We start from the raw sequence: 24412 nt of genomic DNA on the forward strand, positions 1-24412 counted from the left end.
AAACAACAGCTGGCGTGCCAGGGTCCGCGCGAGGGGGTGACTCACGGCTGTGCGTAGCAGGGAAACCTCCATTTGCCCGTCTTGCTGGCACACGCAGTACAGAGCTGCCGGTCGGCCGTCACCGTCGAGGATCCAGCGGCGGTCCCACGTGGCGGGTTTGCTGGCCAGGTCGCGCAGACGGGCGTTGAAGGTGCTCTTGCGCTCTCCGCCGGGCTGGTCGAGGCACCGCAAGCCTCTCCTCCTGCCCGGCCGGAATGGCACCAACGCTGAACGAGGTGCCCAGCAGATCGCGGCCCTGATAGGCCTGCGCGCGGATCAGCTCGTCCACGTGCACAACGATGTCGCTGGGACGCAGGACACGGACGTTGCAGACGGCCTCAGCGAGCGGTCCGATGGAGGTGGTGAGGAAGTTGTCCCTGGACACTACGTAGCCCACGCCGCTGACAGAGGCCTCGGCCACGTATCGAAGGTCGAGCAGATCGTTGGGCTCGCGAGGCAGATCGAGGCCGAATTCGGTCTTTGCACTGACCAGCATCTCCTGCACGAGTGCGTCGGCTGCCGCCCGGTCCGGGTACATACGCTCATGGTTGCTGGCCAGTGCCAGTTGCCGCCGGCGCTCGGCCGGGTCCTTGAGCTTGCCGATCTCATCGACCAGCGTAGGCGGGACCAGGAGGTCGACCATGTCCTCGATCCACGGGGCGGTCAGGCCCTGCGTCTCCTCCCGGCCCAACCGGGAGTCGCGGGAGTACAAGTCCGCAAAAACGTTCAGGTCCATCGCGACCCGGAACTGAGCAGTCGACTCCAGGTCGGTGAAGAGGTTGGGGTGGTGATGGTCGCGCCACCAGACGACCAGTGGATGACGATCTGCGCCTCGGCCGTCGACCTCGTTGGTCTGCTCGAAGCCCAGCGCGGTCCACATCGGCTCGAGTCCGTAGTCACGGCGACACTTGAGGCCAATGCCCGAGCGGTCTTGATGCAGCTCGCTGATCTTGTCGACGAGGAGGCGTGCGATGCCGCGGTGCTTGAAGCGGTCATCGACACACAGATGCGCGAGGCGGATGCGCTGACCGGGTAGCGCGAACAGGGCGTACCCGGCAAGTTCTCCGCGGATGGTCGCCGCCAAGAGCGTACGGCTGTGCGCAGCCTGCACGAACGCGGCGCCCGCAAGGAACCCGAGTGTGGCCCTGTTGCTGTCTCCCAGTTGGATCACCGCATCCAACAGTTCGTTGGACGGATCGACCAGCTGAACACGGATGGGGGTAACAGGCCCGCCGGATGAGTTCTCCACGTGTCACAGCCTTCACGCTGATCCCGTATGAATCCACCGATTTGACGATGTTGGGCTAGATCGCGCCTGCCTGACACCGAGAGCTTAGAAACCTGTCGAGGGCGAAGCGGGAATGCAGTCAGACTGCACGGGTGGCTAACTTGCAACTTCCCCGCCACGTAGACGTCCGGCAGGCATAAGCAAGGCCGTGCCCTCGGCATGGACGGGGCTTCCCGAAGCGGCATCTGTGGGCAGACAGAGGGCATGCCCCCCTACTATCCAGGAGTGCAGGCGGTGGGGTTCCAGTGGCTGACTCACCGTGCTTCCGGCATCCTCTACGGCATCGGCACGGACGCCGCACGCGCTGCAGGACACGTGCGGCGCCATCTTCAGCACTGACGGATCGCCATCTGGCCGCCGAGCCCCCGTAAAGGGAGCACGGCCGCACCGGATTGTCAGTTGACAGTGCCTGTCTGCCACAGCACCGAATTCTGGTACACGATACGGATGTTCCCGTTGGTGCCGATCATCAGCACAGCGCCGTTGTGTCCATCCGTTCGCGTGGACCAAGCGGTTGATCCGTCAGTGGAGTAGACGACGAAGTTGCCGTCTTCCTGGAAGACCGCTGTAGCGCCGTGCCCCGTCGTCCCGCTCGACCACGTGACCGTTCCGTGGTGCGTCACGACGAGGTTCCCGCTGGTCTGCAGCGTCAGAGCGGTCGGACCGTTGACGATCGAGTCCCCCAGGGCCAAAGCCCTGGTACTCGTCACTGTCAACGGCTTGAGGTTGTCGCCGAGGGGCTTCGCAGGCGCCTGTTGACTGCCGGCAGCGGTCGGCTGAGTTGGCTCCGACGACGAGGTGGTTCCGTCATCCGCCGAGCCCTGGCCGAGCCCCTTGTCCGATGGAGGCGGGGAAGGGGTGGGTGATCCCGCAGGCGGGCGTCGCGTCGCGGAAGTGTCCGGCGAACCGTGCCCGCCGGTCACCGTCCCAGCGGTCGACGGCATCGTCGCCGCCTGCTGTGTGGGGATGTTGCGCAGTGAGTCCGCATCGGTGCCCTGCCAAGTCCCTCCGGCGGGACGCCGCTCATCGTTGCCACTGAGAAGGAGAGGAATCCCGGCCAGGACCACCACGGTGATCACGGCTCCGGCCACGAGCAGGCGTCGACGCTTGCTGGACTGCGCGTCTTGGCCGCCCGGGTCGGCCGGGACCACGGGCGTGGGTGCACCGCTCGTGGTTGCACTGTCGGCCCGCGGACTACGGCCTGTGGCACGTGGGCGACTTCCGGCCCGGCTTCCTGCTCCAGTGGGCGGTGCGTCCGCCCAGGATGTGTCGGGGAGTGTCGACCCGGTGGCGGCGGATTCTGGGTCGGGGTGGTTCTCCTCAGGCGGCTGAGCCCCGCCTCTCACGCCTCGCAGGATCCGCTCGACCCTGGCCCGGTCCGGGGCGCTCCATGTTGCATGGACATCCGGAACGATGTCCGGCGGCACCGTCTCAGCCGTCTCAGCCGTCTCGGCCGAGTCGGCCGACCCGGCATGATCCCCAGCCGGATGCTTCGCCCTGCGCGGCAGACGAAGCAGAGGGTCTCGGCCCGCGCGATTTTCGGATTCGGACTCAGATGATGACGGCATCGGTACTCCCGCCCGTGGCATGAGATGAATATGACTTCGCTGGAGTTTCGTGCTGCTCGTCCGACACGCAGGCATCGCGGTCGACCCCGGGACGTGCGACTCCCTTGAAATTGGACTGCGACAATCGCTTCGCCGATGACACGGGATGCGGCGCCTCGCGACCGAAGGACTTGGCCGGGAAGCCCGGTTGATGGAAAATCCGTCCGCCTGGCAATCGGCGCCAGAGGACGGTGTTCGAAATCGGAACGGGCGGACAGAGCTGAACGTCCTCGTGATAGGTGAACGGGGAAAGTGCTCCAGATCATGGCAGGTACTGGCCAGCCGGCCATCGGAAAAAATCCTCATCTTCCGTCTCGGCCAGCGCGCAGTCTCTCCCATGACGGTGAACACGTGTCAGGAGAAATCCCCGGTTTCAACGCGGGTTCCTGTGTCGACCGTCCTTGGCGAGGGCGCTCGAAGTCGGGCAGGGGGACTTCTTCCGCATCGTGGACGCCGCCTGCCTGGATTGGAATATGAGCGTCGGGATGGTACCTCCGGACCGGCGGGCAGCAGAAAGCCTTTCATTGAATGAAAGTTTGGCTCGGCATCCCGAGTCGACGGGCGACTCTGTGATCGACGACGCATCTGCGGGTCTCGTGTACGTGAGTGGAATCCCGCTTGCTCCGCACCCGCATCGCATGTCTCAGTCCGCTGCCATTGACGGGTGGGGGCCCATTTTATTTCAGGTCGGACAGTGGACCCATCAGGGCCGTTGCCCTGTGCGGCGTGCTCCGAATTCATCGGGGCCGTTCTCCGGCCGCTTCACCGCCCCTGGGTCTTCGAGCAGCGCTCAGAGCTGCTGCTTCTGAAAATGGTCTTGAGCATGCCAAGACGGGAAGCGATCTTGGCTTGTGCGGGAAGGGCACTCCGTAAGGCGGACATGGGCGCAGGTCAGCCCGACTCGTGAACGGCCCACAACAGGGCCGTTCACGACTCGGGTCGGGAACGGTTCACGAGATCCCATCCAGGTCAGTTCTCTGGATGGGATTTCCTGCGTCTCGGGCCGGGTACGGCTTGGACGCCGCTTCGGGGGAAGCGGCGAGCGGAGCCGGCGAGTACGGACCGGGCGTCCGCTGGTATCGGGTCCGTGGTGATGAACCCCGCCTCGGGCCGGAGGCGTTGGCTGATCTGCACTCGGCGGACTGCCACGCCTGACGGTGCGGCACGTGGCGGACACCCGGATCGCGTGCGCGTCAGCCGGTTGCCGGCCGACCGCCGCTGTCGGCAGCGCCCGCCGCCGCCGCGTGCGCGGCCCGCAGGATCTGCTCGGACAAAGGCGTGCCCGCGGTGGCACGGGCAAGCAGGAGGCCGCCTACGAGCGTGGCATAGGCCGCCAGGCCGGCCTCGCCCGGTGCGATCCACCGCGCAATCTCCTGGATGCCGTTGGCGTAGGTCTCCCGGTGCTCGGGCTCGCGTGCGACGTCACCGGCGAAACCGGCGGCGGGGCAACCAGTGCCGGGGTTGTCGCGGTGCTCGACAGAGCAATAGGAATCGAGCAGCGACTGCCATGCGGCCTGGTGCCCCCCGGTCTCCTGATCCAGCGCCACAAGGTCCTGCAAGTTGTCGGAGAAGGCCTTGGCGGCCGCTTCGTCGACGAGAGCGGCTTTGGAGGCGAACTGCTTGTAAAAGCCGCCTTGGGTAAGGCCGATCGACTTCATCACATCCGCGATGCCCACGTTGGTCACGCCGTCCTCGCGGAACAGCCGGGAGGCCGCCAGTACCACTCGCTCCCGATTGGCCTTCGCTTCTGCTTGCGAGACGCGACTCATTTATCACCCTCCGTAATGCCGGCCGGTCCGACACCGCCGGTGCCAGATTAGGCTCGCGGTCCGCAGCCCGCTGCCGCTCCCCGCCGGGATCGGTGTCCTGTAAGATGGCGAACAGAATCTAATATTGCATCGCCACCCGGACCGACCGGGGTCGGCAGATGTCTGCTCAAGAGCCGAAGCGGGCCCCTCGGTGCATTGCCCGTGACGTCGTCGTGCTTTTCGCCGATCGGCCGGACATCCATTCCCCGTGATTCAGGTTCCGGTGGCAACTGTCGTGGAGCAGCCGTAAGGAGTCCCGGCCGCGCGGCCCGCCGCCGATGTGCTGTCCCGTCCGAGCGGGCGAGATCCGCGACATACCCGGAGAGGGACCGCGCAGGAGGCCACCATGACGACATTCGGACCGCCGGCCGCAAAGGCCGCCGGGCAGGTGCTCCAGGAATGGTCGCGCATACTGGACTGCTTCTCGGTGGAAACGCCGTACCTGCACACATCCGACATCGTCCGCATGGCCGGCGTGCCGTCGTCGGCCGTGGCGGACATGCTGCCCGCGCTGGTCGACCAGGACCTGCTGCGGCGTGACGGTCCCTTCTACAGCGTCGGCCTGCGCATGATCCGGTGGGGAGCCTCGGCCGACGCGGCCTCGGAGCTCGTGACAGCGGCCAGGTCCTCGCTGCCTGCCCTGCGGGACCGGACCGGGGAAGGCTGCGGCCTGCAGATACGCCGGGGCAGCATGCACGTCACCGCGTTCTGGGCGCATTCACCGCAGGCGTTCGCGTATCCCGGATACGTGGGCCGTGTGCAGCCGCTGCGCGGCAGTGCGGCCGGTGGCATCTTCATGGCCCACGACGCGCATGCCCTCCGACTCGCCGGGGAGGGTGGCCCTCGGCCCCTGGAGGGCTCCTTGGAGCGGATCCGCCGCCGCGGCTGGACTTCTGTCGACGACCCGCGGTTTCCCGGAATGGGCACCTTGGCGGCCCCGGTGTTCGATGCGAACGGCGCCGTCACGGCCGCTGTCACCCTCGCAGGACGAATACAGAAACTGACCACCGATCGGGTCGAGGAACTCGCCGCGCAGGTCATGGGGTACGCACTCGGCATATCGCGCTATTTGTCGGCGTGCGGGTGAGGGTGCCGGAGTCGGAGCACAATGCGCTGCCGCGGCAGGTGGGTTCGGCCCATCTGTCGCGGAAGACTGCTGTCCCCATGTGCGTTGAACACCCCCGCTCGACCGTCGCGTTCAAAAGCGGCGCCCGCGTTACTCGATTGCCTTTCACGTCCTGGGAAACAGCGCGTGGTTGGACACGCGGTCCCGTCTCCCGCGCCGGGTCGTGGTGGAGAGGTGACGACGTCGCTTGACGTACCGAACCGCCCGTCGCACAGTTGAATCACCTCATTGGTAAACGGCTTTCATTCAGTGGAAAAACGAAAGGCGGTGGAGCTGTGACCCGTCCGGAGCCGCGTGGAAACCGAAGACGTCACCGCAACGGTGCGGACCCTCACGTCCCATCGGATCTCAACCCGCCCTTTTCCATCGCGATGGCACGAAAGCCGCGCCATGTTGATTCGACGCAGCCCTTCCAGGGACATCCGGTCGCTCCCCCGACTCGTGATGCGCCACTTCCCGCACACTCCCGTCACCGGCGGCGGAGCCCGCTCGCTCCGGGGTCCTGAAGTCCCCGGGCTGCCGCAGGCCCATTGCCGCCGCACGCGCACCCCGGGCTTGCGTGGTCGCGCTGTGCCGCCGCTCCTGCTGATCGCGGCCATCACCTCGGCCGCGTCGTTCGCCCCGCTCGCGATTCACCTGTCCCCCCTGCTCGTCGCGGCCCCTTCGTGCACCGGAACGTTCGCACGAGCCCGCTTCACAGGCGTCGTCGCGCTTCTCGCAGCAGCGGCGGTGCTTCTCGTGGACCGGCACGACGGCCTGCTCCACTCACCGCTGCTCCCCATTCACATCGGAGCGGTCCTCATCGTCTCCGCGTTCGTCATCGCCTCCCGGGCGCTGCACGACCGCGACTTGCGCGAACTGGCCCAAGTCCGGGCCGTCTCCGAAGCCGCCCAGCGCGTGCTGCTCCGGCCGATCCCGAGGGAGCTGGGCCCCCTCATCGTCGCCTCGATGTACCGCGCGGCGGCGGCACACGCACTGGTGGGCGGTGATCTGTACGCAGCCGCCCGTACCGGCCACAGCACGCGCATCCTCATCGGCGACGTCCGCGGAAAGGGGCTGCCGGCCATCGACGACGCCTCCGCCGTCCTGGGCGCCTTCCGGGAGTCGGCCCAGCAGTACCGCACCCTCCCGGAACTTGCGGCCTCCCTGGAACGCAGCGTTCGCCGGCACCTCAGCGAGCTGCCCCGTATCGCCCCCGACAGCAGCGAGCGGTTCATCACCGCCCTGCTGATCGAGCTCCCCGACGACGAGGACATCGCCAGGGTCGTCAGTTGCGGGCACCCGCCGCCCCTGCTGCGCCGGGGCAGCCGGTTCACCCTGCTTCCCGTCACCCGGCCCGCCCCGCCGCTGGGGCTCGCGGCGGACACTCCCAGGGCCTTCTGCCTCGAAACCGTCGCCTTCGGCCCCGGAGACACCCTGCTCCTCTACACCGACGGCCTGGCGGAGGCCCGCGACTCCGCAGGCGACTTCTTCTCCGTCCTCGACCGTGCCGAGACATGGACCTGGGACTGCCCCAGCCGCCTCGTGCAGCACATCAGCGTCGACGTGGACCGGCACGCCGGCAAGAACCTCCAGGACGACCTGGCCCTCGTCGCTGTCCATCACCCACGGCAGCCCGTCCGTTCCGATCAGGCTCCGTCGTGAACGTCCGCAGTGCGAAGGCCCGCGCGGACAACCCGAACTCTGAGCCGCGCATCCGGGGCGCACCGTCTCGCAGGGCGCTGCGTACGACACCAGAAGGGACGGTGACGAGGATGGCCACGCCGAGACTGCTCCTCCGGCACCCGAGTGCACTGCTGGCCGGCTATCTCGTCGCGACCTGCGCAGTGCAACTCAACGCCTCCGCAGTGGGCCTGGTCCGCTGGTCGGACTACTCGGTCCTGGCGCCCCCGATGGCGGCGGCCCTGCTGCCCGTACGGCACACCCTGGTCGTGGGAGCCTCCACGCTGGCGACCAGCGTGGCCATCTACGGTTTCGCCATTCCGGGCGTGTCGGAGGGCGGCCGGACGGTGGTCATCGCCGCGGCCTTCCTGTCCCTGGCCATGAGCCTGGTCGTCTGCCGCGTCCGGACCGGCCAGAAGGCCAGGTGCGCCTTCGCCATCCCTCCCCTGGGCGGCGAGAAGAGGGGCCGCATCGCTCCCGCGCCACGTCGGGACACCGGCGATCTCTGCGCGTCCCTGCTCGCCGGGGGATCCCCGGCCGGGCGCCTCCCGCAGCCGGCAGCCGTGGAACTCTCCTACGGCCGGGCCGATGACGGAGGTCCGCAGGCGCATTGGCTGGACGCCATCCCACTGCCCGGAGCCCGGGTGGCACTGGTCGCCGGCAGCGTGACCGAGGACGGAGAACCGGCTCCCACCCTGATGCCCGAACTCCGCGCCGCGGTACGCACGCTGGCGGACATCGACATGCAACCGGACGAGACGCTGACCCACCTCCAGGACGTCCTCCACCGGCTCCAACCGGACGAGGCCGCCCACGACGTCACGGCAAGCTGCCTGTACGCCGTCTACGACCCCGTCACCGCGGACTGCACCCTCGCCTCCGCCGGCCATCCCGCCCCCATCGTCATCAGCCCCGAAGGGGTGCCGATCGCCGTCGACCTTCCCTCCGGAACACCGCACGGACGCACACGAGCACAGGTCGCGACCGCCGAGATCCGGCTCGGCAAAGGCAGCGTGCTCCTGCTGCACACGCACTCCGCGCCGCCGACCGGATCCGGGTCGGGCTCCGGGTCCGGGAGCGACGGATCCGCCGTGCCCGAACGACGCATCGAGCCGCAGTCCTCGCTCGCGGCCACCTGCCACACCGCCCTTCAGGCCCTCGCGGCAGAGGGTGGCCCCCGTCAACTGCGCGTGCTCGCCGCACGAACCCGCACACTCGACACCACCACCGTCGCCACGTGGGACCTCGCCGCCGATCCGGCGGCCGTCTCCGCCGCGCGCAGACATGTCACCGCGCAGCTGACGGACTGGGGCCTGGACGACGCCACCCCCACGACCGTCCTCATCGTCAGCGAACTGGTCACCAACGCCATCCGCCACGCCCAGCCACCGCTGCATCTCCGCCTGATCCGCTGCGACGCCTGTCTCACCTGCGAGGTCACCGACGGCAGCACCACCACGCCGCACCTGCGCCGCGCCCGGACCCTCGACGAAGGCGGCCGGGGTCTGTTCATCGTCGCCCAACTCACCTGCCGCTGGGGCACCCGCCACCATGCACACGGCAAGACCATCTGGGCCGAGCACACGCCGCTGCACGGACCATGAGAGAGCGCGGGGATGCTCGGCGCGGCTTTCCGTCAGCCCGCCGCGACGACCAGACCGACACCCTGGACCAGGGTGTGCGCCGCGGTGCCGGAGTCGCCGAGGTAGCCCGCGACCATCGCTCCGTCCCGCAGGGCGACCACCAGGTCGGCGGACCGCCGGGGGTCCGCGACCCCCATGGTCGCGAGGGTGTCCTCCAGCAGCTGGCGGAACCACTCGCGGTGCCTCAGCACGACTTGGTGGATCGGGCACTTCCTGTCCGGGTACTCCGCGGCCGCGTTGATGAAGGGGCAGCCCCGGAACCCCGGACCGCAGATCTCCTCGCCGATGCTGTGCGCGACGACATCGAGCAGCGCCGCACCGCCCCCCGTCTTCTCCGCCGCCACGGCCACCCGGGCCCGGATGTCGTGGTCGGTGGCGTCCAGGTAGCCGCGTACCAGGTCGTCCTTGCCCTCGAAGTGCCGGTAGAAGGTGCCGCGCGCGATGTCGGCCTCCGCCATCACCCGGTCGACGCCGACGGCGCGAATCCCTTCGGTGTAGAAGAGCCTGCTCGCCGTGCTCAGCAGCCGCTCCCGCGCCGCCGACTTGCGGCCGGTCGTGACAGGCCCGCTGTTCGTCTCGGTCATGGAGACATTATATAGAACGTTCCTTCCACAATCTGGTGCCGGCGACGGTGCGCCCGGAGACGGGGCCGCTGTACGGGCCGATGCGCGGCCAGGCGTGCTCAAGGCGCAGGTCCCCATGTGCGGACCGGCGGTAGCGGCCATTCCCCGGCGGGAGGGCGGCAGAAATGGCCATGAGGAGCGGACGGCCTTTGCCTGCCGGAATGCATATATGGTGCCCCGGGGTCGAGGGGGTGCCTTTTCCGTGCTGCGCGTCGCGCGCGTTCCGGCATTTCTCGCATGGTCGCACCTGCTGCCGGACGGGCACCCCGACTCCGGCCCCACCGGCGCGGGCACCCCCGTGACGAGGGGGTTTGCCGTGTCCGGACGCCACATTACCCTCCGCGGACGCCCGCCGGATTCCGACTTTCACTCAGTGAAAGAAATCTTCTCCAGGCGTTTCCAGGTGTGCCGAAGGGTTTACCGGAAATGCAGCTCGGTACGGTGATGCCGAAGTCTCGCGCGGTAGCATGAAGCTCCCCTTGTCGATGAATTAAAAAATATCCGCCGAGTGAACCCGCGCGGACGCGGACGGCTGACGGGAGCGTGGACGGGTGGGCTACGGCGACCCCTTTGACGACGGAGCCGCTGGCGCTCTGGTGGGGCGTACCAAGGAACTGGATCGCATACGCGACTTCCTCGGCGCCACCGACCGTGGCGGGGCGCTCCTGCTGTCGGGGCAGGCGGGGGTGGGCAAGACGGTTCTCCTCAACGCCGTGGCGCAGTCGGCGTCCGCGACCGGGACGCGGGTGCTGCGTGCGGCCGGCGTCGAATTCGAGGCCGACGTGAGCTACTCCGGGCTGAACCAGCTCCTCTTCCCGCTCTCCGAGACGTTCGGTGATCTGGACGGCACCCATCAGGAGGCCCTGCGGGTCGCGCTGGGCTTCGGCAGCGGTGCGTCGCCGAACCGGCTCGTCGTGTCCAGCGCGACCCTGATGCTCCTTCGCCAAGTGGCCGCGTCGGACTCCCTGCTGCTCGTCATCGACGACCTGCAGTGGGTGGACCGCGCCAGCGCCGCCGTGTTCGGCTTCGTCGCCCGCAGGCTCGGCGGCAGCCGGGTCGCCTTCCTGGGCGCCGTGCGGCAAGGGAGCGAGTCCTTCTTCAACCGCGGCGGACTGCCCGAGTACGAGGTGCCGCCCCTGGACGAGGCGTCGTCGCGGGCCCTGCTCGACGCGCGGTTCCCGAACCTCGCCGAACGTGTGCGGCGCCGGCTGCTGTCCGCGGCCGAAGGGAACCCGCTGGCACTGCTCGAACTGCCCACGGTGCTGAGCGGGCAGCAGCGCATGGCGCTGGAGAACCTGCCCGCGGTCCTGCCGCTGAGCCAGCGGCTCCAGGCGCTGTTCCTCTCCCGGGTCTCCGGCCTTCCGGCCGCCTCCCGCCGTCTGCTGCTGCTCACCACCATGGACGGGACCGGCGATCTCGGGGTCCTGCAGGCGGCGGCGAGGGAGGCCGACTGCGGAGCCGACCTCGAGGATCTCGCCCCGGCCGAGCAGGACCAGTTGGTCACCGTCGACGAGGGCACCCGGCGGCTCGTCTTCCGCCACCCCCTGATCCGCTCGGCCGTCGTCGACGCCTGCTCCAGCGCCGAACGCCGCGCGGCGCACCGGGCGCTGGCCCAGGCTCTGGCGCATCAGCCCGAGCGCCGGGCCTGGCATCTCGGAGAGGCGTCCGTCGAGCCCGACGAGCAGGTCGCCGCCCTGCTGGAGGAGACCGCCCAGCGCATCACCGCGCGCGGCGACGCCCTGGGGGCGGTCGCGGCGCTGATACGGGCCGCCGACCTGAGTCCCCACGGGTCGGACCGGGCCCGCCGCCTGGCCGAGGCCGCCTACATCGGTGCCGACGCGACGGGGGAGCTGCGCGGCGTCTCGGAACTGCTCGAGGACGCCCGGCGCGCCGACCCGGACCTGGCGGGGTCCCTGCGCTCCGCGGCTGCCGCCGTCTATCTGGTCATCAACGGCGACGGGGACATCGACACGGCCCACCGCCTGCTGGTGGGCGCCATCGAGTCAGGCACCCACCAGTACGACGCCGAGGACAACGCTGTCGTCGACGCCGTGCACCTGCTGCTGCTCCTGTGCTTCTTCAGCGGCCGTGCGGAGTTGTGGGACCCCTTCTACACCGCGCTCTCCCGGTTGCGCCCGGAGCCGCCCGCACTGCTGTCCGTCGCCGGCAGGACCTTCTCCGACCCGGCCCGTTCGGGAGCGGCCGCGCTGGACCGGCTGGAGGACATCCTCGGCGGACTGCCCGAGGAGACCGACCCCGGCCGCATCGTCCGGGTCGGCACCGCGGCGCTCTACCTCGATCGGCTGCCGGCCCTCCGCGAGCCCTCGTGGCGGGTCGTCCGCCAGGGACGGGACGGCGGCCCGGTGCGCCGGCACCTCGGCGCCTTGATGCACCTGTGCCTGAACGACTACCTGACCGGCAGGTGGGACGAGTGCGTCGAACTCGCCGAGGAAGGAGCCCAGCTCTGCGAGGACTCCGGATACCGGTTCTTCACCTGGTACTTCTGGTACTGCCGGGCCGTCGTCGCCGCCCCCCGCGGGGAGGACGCGACCGTCGCCCTCCTCAGCGGCCGCATCGAGCGATGGGCAGCGCCGCGGGGCGTCGGGACGGCACTGCACTACGCCCGGCACATACGCACCGTGGCCGATCTCGGACGCGGCGACTTCACCGGCGCCTACGGGCACGCGACGGCGATCAGCCCCGCGGGCACCTTCGCCTCCCATGTGCCGCACGCCCTGTGGGTGATGATGGATCTCGTCGAATCCGCGGTCCGCACCGACCGCCCGGCGGAGGCGGCCGCTCATGTACGGGCGATCCGGGACAACGACATCGCCGCGCTCTCCACGCGGCTCGCGCTCCTCGCCGGCGCTTCGGCCGCTCTGTGCGCCACGGACGACGAGGAGTCGGTGCGCCTGTTCGGCGACGCACTGGCCCTGCCGGAGGTCGGGCAATGGCCGTTCGATCTGGCCCGGGTGCGGCTGGCCCATGGCGAACGGCTCCGGCGGGCCCGTGCCAACACGGAGGCCAGAGGGCAGCTGACGCTGGCCCACGACGCCTTCGCCGAGCTCGGCGCCCGCCCCTGGGTGGATCGCGCGGCCAAGCAGCTGCGGGCCGCCGGATGGGTCGCGTCGCGGACCGAAGCGGGCGGGAAGGTGCTCACGGCGCAGGAGCGGGAGATCGCGGACCTGGCGGCATCGGGGCTGAGCAACAAGCAGATCGCCGAACGGCTCTATCTCTCGCACCGCACGGTCGGAGCGCACCTCTACCAGATCTTTCCGAAGCTCGGCATCACCTCCCGCGCGGCGCTCCGCGACGCGCTCGGCGCCCTGGAGGAGTGAGGCCCGCACGCTCCGCCTGACCGCCGTCACCGGTCCCCGGCGGTGACCCGCGGCGGACGAGCGCCCTTCGGGCTGTCCACCACGGCCGCGACGGCCCGCGCCGTGCGGGCGAGACGCGCCGCGGTGACGGCCTGACCGGCCAGGTGCACGTCGACGCTGTCGACCAGACCGGGATACCGGCCCTCGTACGCCTGCGCCGTACCGAGGTCGTCGGGGAGGACCAGCCGCGGCCGCCGGCCGCCGGGTTCGGGCGCGATCAGGGCGGCCACGATGACCGCGGCCTCCACCCCGAAGCCGGCCAGTTCCTTCGCGTAGCTGGCCGCGAGATGGTCGATCACCGCGACGCTCTCGGAGTGCAGGGCGAGGAAGGGGGCCTCGTCCGCGGGATCGGCGTGGGACACCACCCAGACCAGCAGACCGTCCTGGCGCTCGCGCATCTGCGGCAGCACGGCACGGTTCACCCGCTGGGTGGACAGCACGTTCGCGTCGTAGATCTGGGCCAACTGGTAGGGGGTGAAGGACTCGACGGGGCCCCGGGGCACAGGTCCCATGGTGTGGACCACGCAGTCGATCCGCCCGGCTTCCGCCGTGATGCCGGTGACCGCGGCGCTGACCGAGCGCTGATCGGCGACGTCGAGGGCGATAGGACGCGGCCGAGCGCCTTGACGGCCCGCGTTCCCGTCCGGTTCTGGGGCGAGCGCGGCGAGCGACGGACGGCCTGAAGCCGCTTCCACACCGGCATAGGCGATGTGACCGGCGTCGGCCAGGGCCTGGGCAGTGGCTGCCCCGAGGCCGCCGGATGCCCCGGTGACAAGGATGATCTTCGACATCATGCTCCTCGGCGCATGGTGGGAGCGGTGGGACGGCCACGGTCCCGGCGGACGACGGGCCACGACAGTTCCGGCACCGGCGCGTGGCAGCGCGGGCACCTGCTCAGTATCGGTACGGGTGGCACCGGAGCGCATAAGTCATATGACAGTGGCGACGACTGGGGCTCATGGCTGTTCCGGTCCGAGCGGCGGCCGGACCAGGTCGACCGGGCCGCGGGACACGACTCCCGCGATCCTTCCGCCGAGAAATCCCGTGCCTCGCGCGGTCCGTGGCGCCCGCGCCGCCGCCCGGCGGCCGACCGGACGCCTGGTGCGCCGGCGAAACGACTGCCCGGCACGGCTCGGTGACGGGTTTCCCGCAGATGTTCGACGGATGTGGGTCCTGGGCCTCCGACGACACTCTGGGACCGCTGCGGGAGGCCGGCGCACACTGCCGGCCCTGCGTCCGAACCGTGTGCTTTCGCGGCTCCGCTTGCCCGCGGATACCGGTTCGGCTAGCTTGAATGAACAGAACGTTCTATTCATTTCGGAGGTCCGTATGAGTGAGCCCCATGCCCATGAGGCAGCCACGATCGTGCTCATCCACGGCCTGTGGGTGAACCCGCGCAGCTGGGAAGGATGGAAGAAGTACTACGAGGCGCGGGGGCACAGAGTCATCGCTCCCGCCTGGCCCGGGCTCGACCGCGAGGTGGAGGAACTGCGGCGCGACCCCTCGGGCATCGCGGGCATCGGCCTGCACGAGGTGGTCGACCACTACGAGAAGGTCATCCGCGACCTGCCTCGCCCGCCCATCCTCATAGGCCATTCCTTCGGCGGCACCGTCGTGCAGATCCTGCTCGACCGGGGTCTGGGCAGTGCCGGGGTCGCCATCGACTCCGCGGCGGTCAAGGGTGTGCTGCCCCTTCCGCTGTCCACCCTCAGATCGGCCTGGCCGGTCCTGAAGAACCCCGCCAACAAGAACAAGGCGGTCTCCCTGACGGCGCGGCAGTTCCACTACGCCATCACCAACACGTTGAGCGAGGACGAATCGGCCGCCCGCTACGAGCGCTACGCCGTCCCCGGCTCGGCCCGCGTCCTCTTCCAGGGGGCGTTCGCCAACTTCAACCCGCGGGCCGCCACCCGGATCGACTTCCGGAACGGCCGCCGGTCCCCGCTCCTGTTCATCGCGGGAGAGGTCGACCACATCGTGCCGGCCAAGGTCAACAAGGCGAACTGGAAGCTCTACCGCAAGTCGCCGGCCGTCACGGAGTACCGGGAGTTCCCCGGCCGTTCGCACTTCATCATCGGCCAGGACGGCTGGCAGGAAGTCGCCGACTTCGCGCTGGACTGGGCCGTGGACCACGCGCCCGCCCACGTGTGACCGCGGCCCGCGGGAGTACTGACCGCCGGCCCTGATCGGCCGGCCTTCGACCGCATGAACGCGCCGTCCGTCACCGACGCTTCGGCGCGCCGCCCCCGCCATTCACGGGGGCTCCCCGGGGACGCGATCGTCGCGCACCCATCGCTCAAGGAGAAACCCATGCTTCGCCGTCGTACGTTCCGTGTCGCCGTTCTCGCCACGGCCGGGGTCGCCCTCGCCGGTGGCGTGACCGCGTTCGCGTCGGCCGCGCCCGCCCACCACACCCCGGCCGCTCCCAAGCCGACCGTCGTCCTGGTCAACGGGGCCTGGTCCGACGCCGCCAGCTGGAGCGGCGTCGTCAAGCGCCTTCAGGGCGACGGCTACCCGGTGGTCGCGCCGCCCACCGGTCTGCGGGGCGTGACCGCCGACTCCTCCTACCTGGCCTCGTACCTCAAGACCATCCAGGGCCCCGTCGTCCTGGTCGGCCAGTCCTACGGCGGCATGGTCATCACCAACGCCGCCACCGGCAACACGAACGTCAAGGCGCTCGTCTACATCTCCGCCTTCGCGCCGGACAAGAACGAGGACGTCAAGACCCTGACGGCGAAGTTCCCCGGCTCCCAGATCAGCAACGACCCCAACGCCGCCATTCCCACCGCCCTGTTCCCCGTGACCTTCCCCGTCACCAAGCCCGACGGCACCACCGGGGTCGGGGTCGACCTCTACGCCAAGGCCGACCAGTACCGCAACCTCTTCTTCAGCAACCGCGTCAGCGCCAGGACCGCCGCCGAACTCGCCGCCACCCAGAGCCCGGCCGCCCCCGAGGCGCTCGGTGAGCCCTCCGGCGTCCCCGCCTGGAAGTCCGTCGAGTCCTGGTACCTCGTCGCCAAGGACGACCACGTGATCCCGCCGGCCACCGAGCGCTTCATGGCCAACCGCGCCCACGCGCACACCGTCGAGGCAGACGTCCCGCACGCCGCACAGGTCACCAACCCCGGCATCGTCACCGACCTCATCAAGCAGGCCGCCGCAACCGCCCACTGACGGCAAGCGGGCCCCGGCATCAGCCGGTGCCCGACCCTCCCCGCACGGCGGCCCGCGTCGCCGTGCGGGGAGGGGCCGCGGACGGTACGTCCGGCGAACGGCGCGGAGACCGTCCCGCACACGAAGGAAGGGGCATGGACATGTCCGACGAAAACGGCATGTCGGTGACCGGCAAGGTCCTGGCGCTGCTGGAGGCGTTCACCCACGAGAACCCCGCCCTCACCCTCACCGAGTTGTCCAGGCGAACGGGTCTGTCGCTGCCCACGGTTCACCGTCGTGCCGCCGAACTCGTCGCCTGGGGAGCCCTGGAGCGCGGACCCGACCGGCGCTACCGGGTGGGCCTGCGCCTGTGGGAGGTCGCCGCCCTCGCACCTCGCGGCCTCCCGCTGCGCGATCTGGCCCTGCCGATCCTGTACGACCTGTACGACGTGACGAAGGAACAGCACATCCATCTCTCCGTGCGGGACCGCCTCGACGTCGTCTTCCTGGAGCGCCTGAGCGCGCCGGGCGCACCGCAGGCCGACAGCCGGGTGGGAGGCCGCTTCGGAGCGTTCGCCACGGGAGCGGGACTCGTCCTGCTCGCCCACGCGCCCGACGACGTCCGGGAGGAGTATCTGAGCACCCCGCCGCGTCGCTACACCAGCAACACGATCACCTCTCCCGCCCAGCTCCGCTCCCTGCTGGCCGATGTCCGCAGGGAGGGCTACGCCAGCAGCGACAGAATGGTGGGACCGGACGTCCACTGCATCGGAGCCCCGATCCACGGCCCGGGCGGCTCGGTCGTGGCGGCCCTTTCGATCGCCTTCAGGGCGGGCAGTCAAACCCCCCAGACGCTCGGCCCCGCCGTTCGCGCGGCGGCCCGAAGGGTTTCCCGCGCCCTGCGCGAGTGAACACGTCCCGATGCCCGCGCTTCAGACGGCCATCTCCTCACGGATCAGGCGGGCCAGTTCCGCCGGGTGGGAGAGGAACGGCGAGTGCCCGCTGTCCAGCAGGCGGACGCGGTCGGCCTGCCGGGCCATGGCGTGCTGGAACGCGGCGGGAATCGCGCGGTCCTGCTCGCAGACGATGTAGGAGCTCGGTACGTCGTGCCAGATGGCCCGGGTGAGCGGCTGGGTGACGGAAGCGAGGGACTGCGAGCGCAGCGATGCCGCGACGGACTCCGCCAGTTGCGGGTCGACGCCGTTGTACAGCACGTCCACCGGATCGGACACGCCGAACCAGCCGGGGCGGTCGCCCTCCTCTTCACGGACGTCCCAGTACGGGGGGCGGACGCCTCCGGTCGGTGTCAGCACGCTGTCACCGACGTCCTGCATCATCGCTGCCAGGTAGATCACCCGCACGATGCCGGGCCCCGCCGGCGTCTGCGACACGGGCGCTCCCCCGTAGGAATGGCCGAGGAGCACCGTCGGCCCCCCTATGTCGTCCAGGACGGCTTCGATGCGTGCCGCGTCCGCGTACAGGTCCCCGAGGAGTTCGGGGTCCTCTCCGGTACTGGGCAGGCGAACGGTCCGCACGTCCACGTCGGGGAGATGCGAGGCAAGGAGCTGCCAGGCGGCGGAGTCGTGCCAGGCGCCGTGGACGAGGAGCAGAGCCGGAAGAGACATGAGAGTGCTTTCGGTTGGGCGGCTGCTGACGCGAATATTCGCTTGCTGTCCTTCATGCGGGATGATTCTTTCGCCTGTCGCGGACCGGCAATTCGGCGGTGCGGCCGAATTGAACCGCGGCCTCCTGCCGGTGGGCGCTCTTGAAATCCCCGCGTCCGGTGCCCGGAGAAACTCCCGTGCAGGAGAGATTTCACCGAAGCCCGGCTCCGCTCCCGAACGGAAATGCGAATGTCCGCATGCTACCGGCGGAGCGGCGGGCGGCAAAAAACTTTCACTGAATGAAAGTTTGGCTCGGCATCGGAATTCGTTATATAAACGAGCGCTATCCGATGGATGCCAGGCAGGACCGCCGGCATCGAGTACGAGGGAAAGGACCTCATCATGTCCGCAGTAGGCGCAGCCGTCGCTCCGACCCGAACCGCCGACGTCGCGGGGACCCCGTTCGCGTACCGCGAGGTGGGTGAGGGCGAGGGCGTTCCGCTGGTCCTCCTGCACCACGTGACCGCGGTCCTCGACGACTGGGACCCCGCCGTCGTCGACGGCCTGGCAGCCGAGCGGCGCGTCGTCCTGGTCGACCTGCGCGGGGTCGGCCGCTCCGGCGGGACCACCCCCGACACCTTCGAGGCGATGGCCGACGACACCGTCGCCTTCCTCGACGCCCTCGGCCTGGACACGGTCGACCTGCTCGGGTACTCCCTGGGCGGCATCGTCGCCCAGGTCGTGGCCCAGCAGTACCCCGACCGCGTCCGCCGGATCATCCTGGCCGCCACGGCGCCCGCCGGCGCCCAGGGCCCGGCCGCCACCGGTGCCGTCCTTCAGGCAGCCGTCCAGAAGGCGACCGAGCGGGGAAAGCACCCCAAGCACTTCCTGTTCTTCGAGCCGTCGCAGGCCGGTCAGGCGGCAGCGGACGCCTTTCTCGCCCGCCTGGACCGGCGCACCGCCGACGACCGCGACACCCCGATCACCAACGAGGCCATCGGCGCCCAGCTCACCGCGCTCGCCTCGTGGGAGCGGGAGGCCTCGCCGGCCCGCCTGGCGGCCGTGAAGCAGCCCGTACTCGTCGTCAACGGCGACAACGACACGATGTGGCCCACAGCGGCCGGCACCCTTGTCCTCGCGCGGCTGCTGCCCGACGCCAAGCTGGCCGTGTACCCCGACTCCGGCCACGGCGGCATCTTCCAGTACCACGAGGTGTTCGTGCAGCAGGCCCTGGACTTCCTCCGCAACTGACACCGCACCGCGGGCAGTCCGCAGCCCCTGTCCCGAGGGAGAGAAACCATTCATGAGCACCGAAGAAGCGGCGGCGGCCGAGCGGGGGAACGCGCCGGGCGCGGACGCCGAGCGGCCCGGCAAGGCGGTCGGCGTGAGGCGGAGCCCGTGGTGGCGGGAGCTGCCCGTGCTGGTCGTCGTCGCGCTGCTTCTGTCGTTGCTCATCAAGACGTTTTTCGTGCAGGCCTTCTCGATCCCTTCCGATTCGATGCAGAACACGCTGCAGCGGGGCGATCGGGTCCTGGTGGACAAGTTCACGCCGTGGTTCGGCGCGACACCGCAGCGCGGCGAGGTCGTCGTCTTCCGCGATCCCGGTGGCTGGCTCGACGAAGGGGGTCCGAAGGAGAACAATTCCGTTCTGCGGGGGCTGCGGAAGGGAATGGCCTTCATCGGCCTCATGCCGTCGGCCGAAGAGAAAGATCTGATCAAGCGGGTGATCGCGGTAGGCGGTGACACGGTGGAGTGCAATCGGGGGGAACCGCTCAAGGTCAACGGAATCCCGTTGAACGAGCCGTACATTTATCCGGGTTCCGCCCCGTGTGACGAAAACCCCGTCGGTACGATCAAGGTGCCCGAGGGCCACTTGTGGGTGATGGGGGACCACCGCAACGACTCCTGGGACTCCCGCGGCCACGTCCACGGTCCCACCGGCGGGTTCGTACCCGTGAAGGATGTGGTCGGCCGCGCTTTCACGGTGGTTTGGCCGATCCCCCGATGGGCGACGCTGCCGGTACCGGCAACTTTTCATCGCGACTTCTGATCGCCGTTGCGGGCACCTGTCCGTGCGTGGGGCAGCCGCAGTCGCCGCCCAAGGCCCTTCCGCCTAGCCCTGAATGGGCAGCTCCGGGTGGGTCAGCAGAAAGACCATGTACGTGATGGCTGCCGCCGTCCCCACGGTTGAGAGCGCAAGCCCGGCCAGCGGGTTGCCGCGGGCCTCACCCCGGCGTGATGCGGCGCGATACTCGATGACACCCCGCAGCAGGCCCGTCAGGCCAAGTGGCAGCGCCACGAACCAGACCAGCATCCAGAAGGGGCAGCAGCACCAGCACGCGATGGATGCCGCCCCGAAGGGGACGGCGAGACTCAAGCGTGCGGAACTGCCGCTGACCGGATCACCAGTACGGCTCATGAGCTGATCCAAGCAGCCCGGGGATCCGGCTCGACGGGCCACCCCTTCCCGGGCGGTCCTGGCCGCTGTGCAGCAGCGAGGTGCGGCAACCGTCGCACCCTTCGGTGCGCGTCGAGGGCTCGCCCGCCCGGCGCGTGCACCGGGCGGGCGGGGTGTGTTCCTTCTCCGGGTTCGGCAAGGGGGGCCTCAGCCCTGGAACTTCGCCATGTCGACCACGAAGCGGTAGCGGACCTGGGAGCGGTGCAGCCGCGCGAAGGCCTCGTTGATGTCCTCCATCGCGATGGTTTCGATGCGGGCCGTGATCCGGTGCTCGCCGCAGAAGTCGAGCATCTCCTGCGTCTCGGGGATGCCGCCGGCCGCCGAGGCCGCGTAGGAGCGGCGGCCGGGGATCAGGGCCCAGTTGTTCATGGAGATGTCGTCGTCCGGGGCGCCGACGTTGATCAGGGTGCCGTCCAGCTTCAGGAGGCGGAGGTACGGGTCGAACGGGAGCGCACCGGAGATCGTGCACAGGATCAGGTCGAAGGTGCCGGCCAGCCGGGCGAAGGTCTCGGGGTCGTCGGTGGCGTAGTAGTGGTCGGCACCCAGTTCCAGGCCGTCGTCCTTCTTGCTCAGCGTGCGGGACAGGACGGTGACCTCGGCGCCCATGGCGTGCGCGAGCTGGACGGCGATGTGTCCCAGGCCGCCCATACCGAGGACGGCGACCTTCTTGCCGGGCCCGGCGTTCCAGTGGGCGAGGGGCGAGTAGGTGGTGATGCCGGCGCAGAGCAGGGGCGCGGCGGCGTCCAGGGGCAGGCCGTCGGGGATGCGGAGCACGTAGCGCTCGTCGACGACGATCTGGCGGGAGTAGCCGCCGTGGGTGGTCTCGCCGTGCCGGTCCCTGGCGTTGTAGGTGGGGGTGCAGCCCTTCTCGCAGTACACCTCGAGGCCGGCTCGGCACGGTTCGCACTCCCCGCAGGAGTCGACGTAGGTGCCCACGCCGACGCGGTCGCCGACGGCGAACTTCGTCACCTCCGGGCCGACTTCGGTGACCACGCCGGTGATCTCGTGCCCGGGGACCATCGGGTACAGCCCGGGGCCCCAGCCGTCGGAGGTCTGCAGCAGATCGGTGTGGCAGACGCCGGTGTACTTGATGTCGATGCGTACGTCGGCGGCCCGGAGGTCACGGCGGGTGATGGTGAGCGGCTTCAGCTCGGCGCCGACGGACGGGGCGGCGAAGGCCGCGGTGGTGGTGGGCATGGGGGTTCCTTCTGAGTGCTCGGGGGATCGATGCGGTGCGCGTCGTCTCGGGGGGTCGGGACGGCCTTGATCGCGGCAAAGTGGCTGCTCACACCCAATGTGTGAGGCCTCTTACTTGCTTCAATGTAAGAACCCTCTAGCAGTAAGTCAAACGTCTGCGCTGGGGCAGGATGGGGGTGCGCGGAGCCGCCGTCGCAGGATGTAAGATGTCTCTTACATTGAGTGAGGAGCGGAGGGGCCGTGCCGAAGCGGAGCACCTACCACCACGGCGACCTGAAGGCCGTGCTGGTCTCGACCGCGCTGGAGCTGATCGCCGAGCAGGGCATCGCCGCGCTGTCCGTGGCCGAAGTGGCCCGCCGCGCGGGCGTCAGCACGGCCGCGCCCTACCGGCACTTCGCCAGCAAGCAGGCCCTGCTGATCGCCTGCGCCATCGCCGCGGCGGGGACCCTCACCGCGCGCATGCTGCACGCGCAGGAGGAACTGCCGCGCAACGAGCAGGGAAGGCCCGACCCGGTCGAGGCCACGGCCGTGTCCGCCGCCGCCTACACCCGTTTCGCGGCCGAGAACGGCTCGGGGCTGGATCTGATCTTCGCCCCCGAACTGCAGGACGCCGGCGACGAGGACCTGCTCCAGGCCGGCCGCGGCGTCATGGACGCACTGCTCCCCTCGGTCCTCGCCGTCACCGGCGGCGACGCGCGCGAGGCCCTGGAACTGCTGGAACGGCAGATCGCCGCCGCCCACGGCTACGCGACGCTCCTGCGCAGCGGCTTCCTCAGCCGCCGCCACCCGACGATCGACGACGTGGCCGCCCACGCGGCGGCCATCGCCAGAAGCCTGGCCCGCGAGGCACAGCCGACCACCCAGAGCTGAACGCCCCCGACGGCCCCCGGTCTCTGGGACACCTCGGGCGCAGCGTCGAACGACCTGATCACCACCCGTACGTCAGGGGTGTTTGACCCATGCGGCGGCTCGGGGGCCGCTGGCACAGTGGCACCGGTTCGATTCGGCGGATCAACAACAGGCTGAACGAGGTGACATCGGGGTGGCTGGCCAGGAGTGCCGGCAAGGCGCAGGCCTTCGGCGAACGCCGGATCGCGGTGACGAAGCGGATGTCCGGCGTGAAGGACGGCCGGATCCGAGCCCGTCCCGTGCCGGCCGGGGGACTCCGGACAACGGCTGTCGCGTTCCGTCGCGCGGAGTTCGGGCTGGAGAGGGAATTCCCCCACCTTTCCGCTGAGTTGACTGTTCCGCCCGAGGACAACGCGCCTCAGCGGGGGAGGTCCTCCACGTCCGTCCGGAGCGCGTCCAGCACGGGAGTCATCCGGGCCGCCTGCCGGACGACGAGGGACTCCTGGGCGTCCCGGACGGCGGCGACGATCATGGCGGCAAGACCCTGCGCGTTGCCCGGGTCGGCGACGACGGACGAGATCCTCAGGTCCTGGAGCGTGCCCTGGCCGTCGACCGTGGCCCGGACCGTGCCGCCGCCCGCGGTCCCGTGGACGCTTGCGGAGCGCAGTTCGTCCTGGGCCTTGGCCAGTTCCTGGCGGAGCCGCTGGGCGCTGTCCAGGAGCTTCCGCATACCGGGGCTGTCGCCGTCGAGATCCATCGTCGTCTTCCGATCGTGGGGGGGGGCTGCGCTTTTCCGGGGTCGCGGTGAGGGCCGGGAACACGCTGCCCCGGCCCGGCTGTCCACGTCGATGACCCCGGTCCCGCGGCCGGACCGGTCACCGAGCGCCGATGCCTCGCCGACTCCTTTGCCCTGGCCACTGTGCCAGCGGTGCCGCGACCGCCGCATGGGTCAAACACCCCTGACGCGCGCACGGTGCCCGGGTCGTTTGACGCCGCGAGCGGCGTACGCCCGTCACCAGATGTAGCCGGAGTACCAGGAGGACGGAGGTGCGGCGGTGTCGGCCGTTCCCGCGAAGGTCGCCTTCCACATGCCGGGGCTCGGCGTGGTGACGGTGGTCCGGAAACGGCCGGTGCCGTTCGCCGCGGGTGCGCACCCGGTCCCGCGGTACCCGGTGGCTCCCCCCGGCAAGCCGGGTCAGGCGTGCTCGATACCCCGCCCGGTGACCCGCCCGGGGGCGACCCGGATCCACAGGTCGCGCCTGCCGCCGGCCCAGGGTTCCGTCGCCGCCTGCTCGGACAGCTGCCGTACGGTGTCCGGATCGCTCACGTGCTCGGCCGTGCCGACGGTCAGCACGCTCCATCCCGAGCTCAGGGCGTCGTCCACGTGGTCGACCTCGACGGCGACCTCCGAGCCCTCGGCGGCGGCCGTCACGGCGTCGGGATCGGTGCGGTAGACGATGGCGCCGCCGAGCACGGTGTAGTTGACCGGCAGGACCACCGGGCCTTCCGGCGTCGCCATCGCGACGCGCCCGACTCCGTGCGTGCCGACGAGATCCCGGCACTCCTCGGGGCCGAGCTTCCGGAGCACCGGCCGGGGCGCGGCGGCGCCCTGGCCCGCGGGCGGGTCGGCGGGGCCCTCGAGCAGTTCGCGGGGGGTGGTGCTCAGGGCGGCGGCGACCCGGAACACGCCCGCCGGGTCGAAGTCGCGGCTGGTGTCCAGCAGTTGTTCCAGATAGTGCGGTGACATGCCCGCCCGGCGCGCCACCTCTTCGAGGTTCGTGCCGAGCATCGCGCAGCGCTGCCGCACACGACGGGCCACAACGCCGGACTGAGGCTCCGGTGTCCCGGCCGGCCGGTGGGAGGACGTCGAGTTCTCGCTCACGGCCATGCACCTCCTACGCCCGAGCATGCCACCGATGGCGTCCGAGTTCCTGTCGTCCGCGCCGCCCGGGCGGTCCTCGCGGGGAGGACCGCCCGG

20 protein-coding genes are annotated in these 24412 nt (G+C 70.0%); 10 read left to right on the top strand and 10 right to left on the bottom strand.

Annotated features, from left to right (window positions below):
• Positions 1 to 118 precede the first annotated feature (118 nt).
• The 3 genes from ACIP9H_RS11685 to ACIP9H_RS11695 form a co-directional block, all read right to left on the bottom strand.
• Positions 119 to 1288 carry a GNAT family N-acetyltransferase gene (locus tag ACIP9H_RS11685; protein ID WP_401958926.1) on the bottom strand — a complete coding sequence of 390 codons (1170 nt, stop codon included), beginning with the start codon at positions 1286 to 1288 and terminating at the stop codon, positions 119 to 121.
• Positions 1289 to 1722: 434 nt separating this feature from the next.
• Positions 1723 to 2478, bottom strand: coding sequence for a hypothetical protein (locus tag ACIP9H_RS11690; protein ID WP_401958929.1), 756 nt, complete (start codon positions 2476 to 2478; stop codon positions 1723 to 1725).
• 1649 nt (positions 2479 to 4127) lie between these two features.
• Positions 4128 to 4703: a TetR/AcrR family transcriptional regulator gene (locus tag ACIP9H_RS11695; RefSeq protein ID WP_401587537.1), complete on the bottom strand. Its 576-nt coding sequence runs from the start codon at positions 4701 to 4703 to the stop codon at positions 4128 to 4130.
• A gap of 385 nt (positions 4704 to 5088) precedes the next feature.
• Between ACIP9H_RS11695 and ACIP9H_RS11700 the strand changes: the two genes are divergently transcribed.
• The 3 genes from ACIP9H_RS11700 to ACIP9H_RS11710 all read left to right on the top strand — a co-directional run bounded on the left by ACIP9H_RS11700 (position 5089) and on the right by ACIP9H_RS11710 (position 9134).
• Positions 5089 to 5829: an IclR family transcriptional regulator gene (locus ACIP9H_RS11700; RefSeq protein WP_401587540.1), complete on the top strand. Its 741-nt coding sequence runs from the start codon at positions 5089 to 5091 to the stop codon at positions 5827 to 5829.
• Between the two features lie 609 nt (positions 5830 to 6438).
• The gene (locus ACIP9H_RS11705) at positions 6439 to 7512 is read left to right on the top strand and encodes a PP2C family protein-serine/threonine phosphatase (RefSeq protein WP_401958932.1); all 1074 of its coding nucleotides are present in this window, start codon (positions 6439 to 6441) and stop codon (positions 7510 to 7512) included.
• A 110-nt stretch (positions 7513 to 7622) separates the two neighbouring features.
• Positions 7623 to 9134, top strand: a complete 1512-nt coding sequence (locus ACIP9H_RS11710; RefSeq protein ID WP_401958934.1) for an ATP-binding SpoIIE family protein phosphatase — start codon at positions 7623 to 7625, stop codon at positions 9132 to 9134.
• A 32-nt stretch (positions 9135 to 9166) separates the two neighbouring features.
• On the opposite strand, the gene ACIP9H_RS11715 is transcribed toward ACIP9H_RS11710, so the two are convergent.
• Positions 9167 to 9757, bottom strand: a complete 591-nt coding sequence (locus ACIP9H_RS11715) for a TetR/AcrR family transcriptional regulator (protein ID WP_401587548.1) — start codon at positions 9755 to 9757, stop codon at positions 9167 to 9169.
• Positions 9758 to 10392: 635 nt separating this feature from the next.
• Between ACIP9H_RS11715 and ACIP9H_RS11720 the strand changes: the two genes are divergently transcribed.
• Positions 10393 to 13134: an AAA family ATPase gene (locus tag ACIP9H_RS11720; RefSeq protein ID WP_401587550.1), complete on the top strand. Its 2742-nt coding sequence runs from the start codon at positions 10393 to 10395 to the stop codon at positions 13132 to 13134.
• Between the two features lie 26 nt (positions 13135 to 13160).
• Here the strand turns inward: ACIP9H_RS11720 and ACIP9H_RS11725 are convergent, their stop codons facing one another.
• Entirely contained in the window at positions 13161 to 13964 is an 804-nt protein-coding gene (locus ACIP9H_RS11725; protein WP_401958937.1) for an SDR family NAD(P)-dependent oxidoreductase, read from the bottom strand.
• 538 nt (positions 13965 to 14502) lie between these two features.
• Between ACIP9H_RS11725 and ACIP9H_RS11730 the strand changes: the two genes are divergently transcribed.
• The 3 genes from ACIP9H_RS11730 (at position 14503) to ACIP9H_RS11740 (ending at position 17237) form a co-directional block, all read left to right on the top strand.
• Positions 14503 to 15324 carry an alpha/beta hydrolase gene (locus ACIP9H_RS11730; protein WP_401958939.1) on the top strand — a complete coding sequence of 274 codons (822 nt, stop codon included), beginning with the start codon at positions 14503 to 14505 and terminating at the stop codon, positions 15322 to 15324.
• Between the two features lie 159 nt (positions 15325 to 15483).
• Positions 15484 to 16347: an alpha/beta fold hydrolase gene (locus ACIP9H_RS11735; RefSeq protein WP_401587558.1), complete on the top strand. Its 864-nt coding sequence runs from the start codon at positions 15484 to 15486 to the stop codon at positions 16345 to 16347.
• A 140-nt stretch (positions 16348 to 16487) separates the two neighbouring features.
• Positions 16488 to 17237, top strand: a complete 750-nt coding sequence (locus ACIP9H_RS11740; protein WP_401587561.1) for an IclR family transcriptional regulator — start codon at positions 16488 to 16490, stop codon at positions 17235 to 17237.
• Between the two features lie 21 nt (positions 17238 to 17258).
• On the opposite strand, the gene ACIP9H_RS11745 is transcribed toward ACIP9H_RS11740, so the two are convergent.
• Positions 17259 to 17951 carry an alpha/beta hydrolase gene (locus tag ACIP9H_RS11745; RefSeq protein WP_401587564.1) on the bottom strand — a complete coding sequence of 231 codons (693 nt, stop codon included), beginning with the start codon at positions 17949 to 17951 and terminating at the stop codon, positions 17259 to 17261.
• 381 nt (positions 17952 to 18332) lie between these two features.
• Between ACIP9H_RS11745 and ACIP9H_RS11750 the strand changes: the two genes are divergently transcribed.
• Positions 18333 to 19181: an alpha/beta fold hydrolase gene (locus tag ACIP9H_RS11750; protein WP_401587566.1), complete on the top strand. Its 849-nt coding sequence runs from the start codon at positions 18333 to 18335 to the stop codon at positions 19179 to 19181.
• A gap of 52 nt (positions 19182 to 19233) precedes the next feature.
• Entirely contained in the window at positions 19234 to 19980 is a 747-nt protein-coding gene (gene lepB / locus ACIP9H_RS11755) for a signal peptidase I (RefSeq protein ID WP_401587568.1), read from the top strand.
• Positions 19981 to 20043: 63 nt separating this feature from the next.
• Here the strand turns inward: lepB and ACIP9H_RS11760 are convergent, their stop codons facing one another.
• Both ACIP9H_RS11760 and ACIP9H_RS11765 read right to left on the bottom strand, forming a co-directional pair.
• On the bottom strand, positions 20044 to 20349 hold the full coding sequence (locus ACIP9H_RS11760; RefSeq protein ID WP_401587571.1) for a hypothetical protein: 306 nt from the start codon (positions 20347 to 20349) through the stop codon (positions 20044 to 20046).
• Between the two features lie 186 nt (positions 20350 to 20535).
• On the bottom strand, positions 20536 to 21585 hold the full coding sequence (locus tag ACIP9H_RS11765) for an NAD(P)-dependent alcohol dehydrogenase (protein WP_401587574.1): 1050 nt from the start codon (positions 21583 to 21585) through the stop codon (positions 20536 to 20538).
• A 240-nt stretch (positions 21586 to 21825) separates the two neighbouring features.
• Here ACIP9H_RS11765 and ACIP9H_RS11770 point away from each other — a divergent pair, with 240 nt between their 5' ends.
• Entirely contained in the window at positions 21826 to 22455 is a 630-nt protein-coding gene (locus tag ACIP9H_RS11770) for a TetR/AcrR family transcriptional regulator (RefSeq protein WP_401587576.1), read from the top strand.
• 397 nt (positions 22456 to 22852) lie between these two features.
• Here ACIP9H_RS11770 and ACIP9H_RS11775 read toward each other — a convergent pair whose 3' ends face one another.
• Positions 22853 to 23191, bottom strand: coding sequence for a YbaB/EbfC family nucleoid-associated protein (locus ACIP9H_RS11775; RefSeq protein WP_401587579.1), 339 nt, complete (start codon positions 23189 to 23191; stop codon positions 22853 to 22855).
• A gap of 438 nt (positions 23192 to 23629) precedes the next feature.
• Positions 23630 to 24316 carry a helix-turn-helix domain-containing protein gene (locus ACIP9H_RS11780; RefSeq protein ID WP_401958945.1) on the bottom strand — a complete coding sequence of 229 codons (687 nt, stop codon included), beginning with the start codon at positions 24314 to 24316 and terminating at the stop codon, positions 23630 to 23632.
• Between the last annotated feature and the right edge of the window lie 96 nt (positions 24317 to 24412).

It is taken from the genome of Streptomyces sp. NPDC088732, assembly GCF_044751205.1.
In the GTDB taxonomy this organism is placed as follows: domain Bacteria; phylum Actinomycetota; class Actinomycetes; order Streptomycetales; family Streptomycetaceae; genus Actinacidiphila.

What these genes read in the sequence shown, in the direction of transcription:
- ACIP9H_RS11760 (WP_401587571.1), bottom strand. Translation starts at nt 20,349, where the DNA reads ATGAGCCGTACTGGTGATCCGGTCAGCGGCAGTTCCGCACGCTTGAGT.
- ACIP9H_RS11700 (WP_401587540.1), top strand. Translation starts at nt 5,089, where the DNA reads ATGACGACATTCGGACCGCCGGCCGCAAAGGCCGCCGGGCAGGTGCTC.
- ACIP9H_RS11710 (WP_401958934.1), top strand. Translation starts at nt 7,623, where the DNA reads ATGGCCACGCCGAGACTGCTCCTCCGGCACCCGAGTGCACTGCTGGCC.
- ACIP9H_RS11745 (WP_401587564.1), bottom strand. Translation starts at nt 17,951, where the DNA reads ATGTCTCTTCCGGCTCTGCTCCTCGTCCACGGCGCCTGGCACGACTCC.
- ACIP9H_RS11775 (WP_401587579.1), bottom strand. Translation starts at nt 23,191, where the DNA reads ATGGATCTCGACGGCGACAGCCCCGGTATGCGGAAGCTCCTGGACAGC.
- ACIP9H_RS11735 (WP_401587558.1), top strand. Translation starts at nt 15,484, where the DNA reads ATGCTTCGCCGTCGTACGTTCCGTGTCGCCGTTCTCGCCACGGCCGGG.
- ACIP9H_RS11750 (WP_401587566.1), top strand. Translation starts at nt 18,333, where the DNA reads ATGTCCGCAGTAGGCGCAGCCGTCGCTCCGACCCGAACCGCCGACGTC.
- ACIP9H_RS11715 (WP_401587548.1), bottom strand. Translation starts at nt 9,757, where the DNA reads ATGACCGAGACGAACAGCGGGCCTGTCACGACCGGCCGCAAGTCGGCG.
- lepB (WP_401587568.1), top strand. Translation starts at nt 19,234, where the DNA reads ATGAGCACCGAAGAAGCGGCGGCGGCCGAGCGGGGGAACGCGCCGGGC.
- ACIP9H_RS11730 (WP_401958939.1), top strand. Translation starts at nt 14,503, where the DNA reads ATGAGTGAGCCCCATGCCCATGAGGCAGCCACGATCGTGCTCATCCAC.
- ACIP9H_RS11740 (WP_401587561.1), top strand. Translation starts at nt 16,488, where the DNA reads ATGTCCGACGAAAACGGCATGTCGGTGACCGGCAAGGTCCTGGCGCTG.
- ACIP9H_RS11725 (WP_401958937.1), bottom strand. Translation starts at nt 13,964, where the DNA reads ATGTCGAAGATCATCCTTGTCACCGGGGCATCCGGCGGCCTCGGGGCA.
- ACIP9H_RS11695 (WP_401587537.1), bottom strand. Translation starts at nt 4,703, where the DNA reads ATGAGTCGCGTCTCGCAAGCAGAAGCGAAGGCCAATCGGGAGCGAGTG.
- ACIP9H_RS11765 (WP_401587574.1), bottom strand. Translation starts at nt 21,585, where the DNA reads ATGCCCACCACCACCGCGGCCTTCGCCGCCCCGTCCGTCGGCGCCGAG.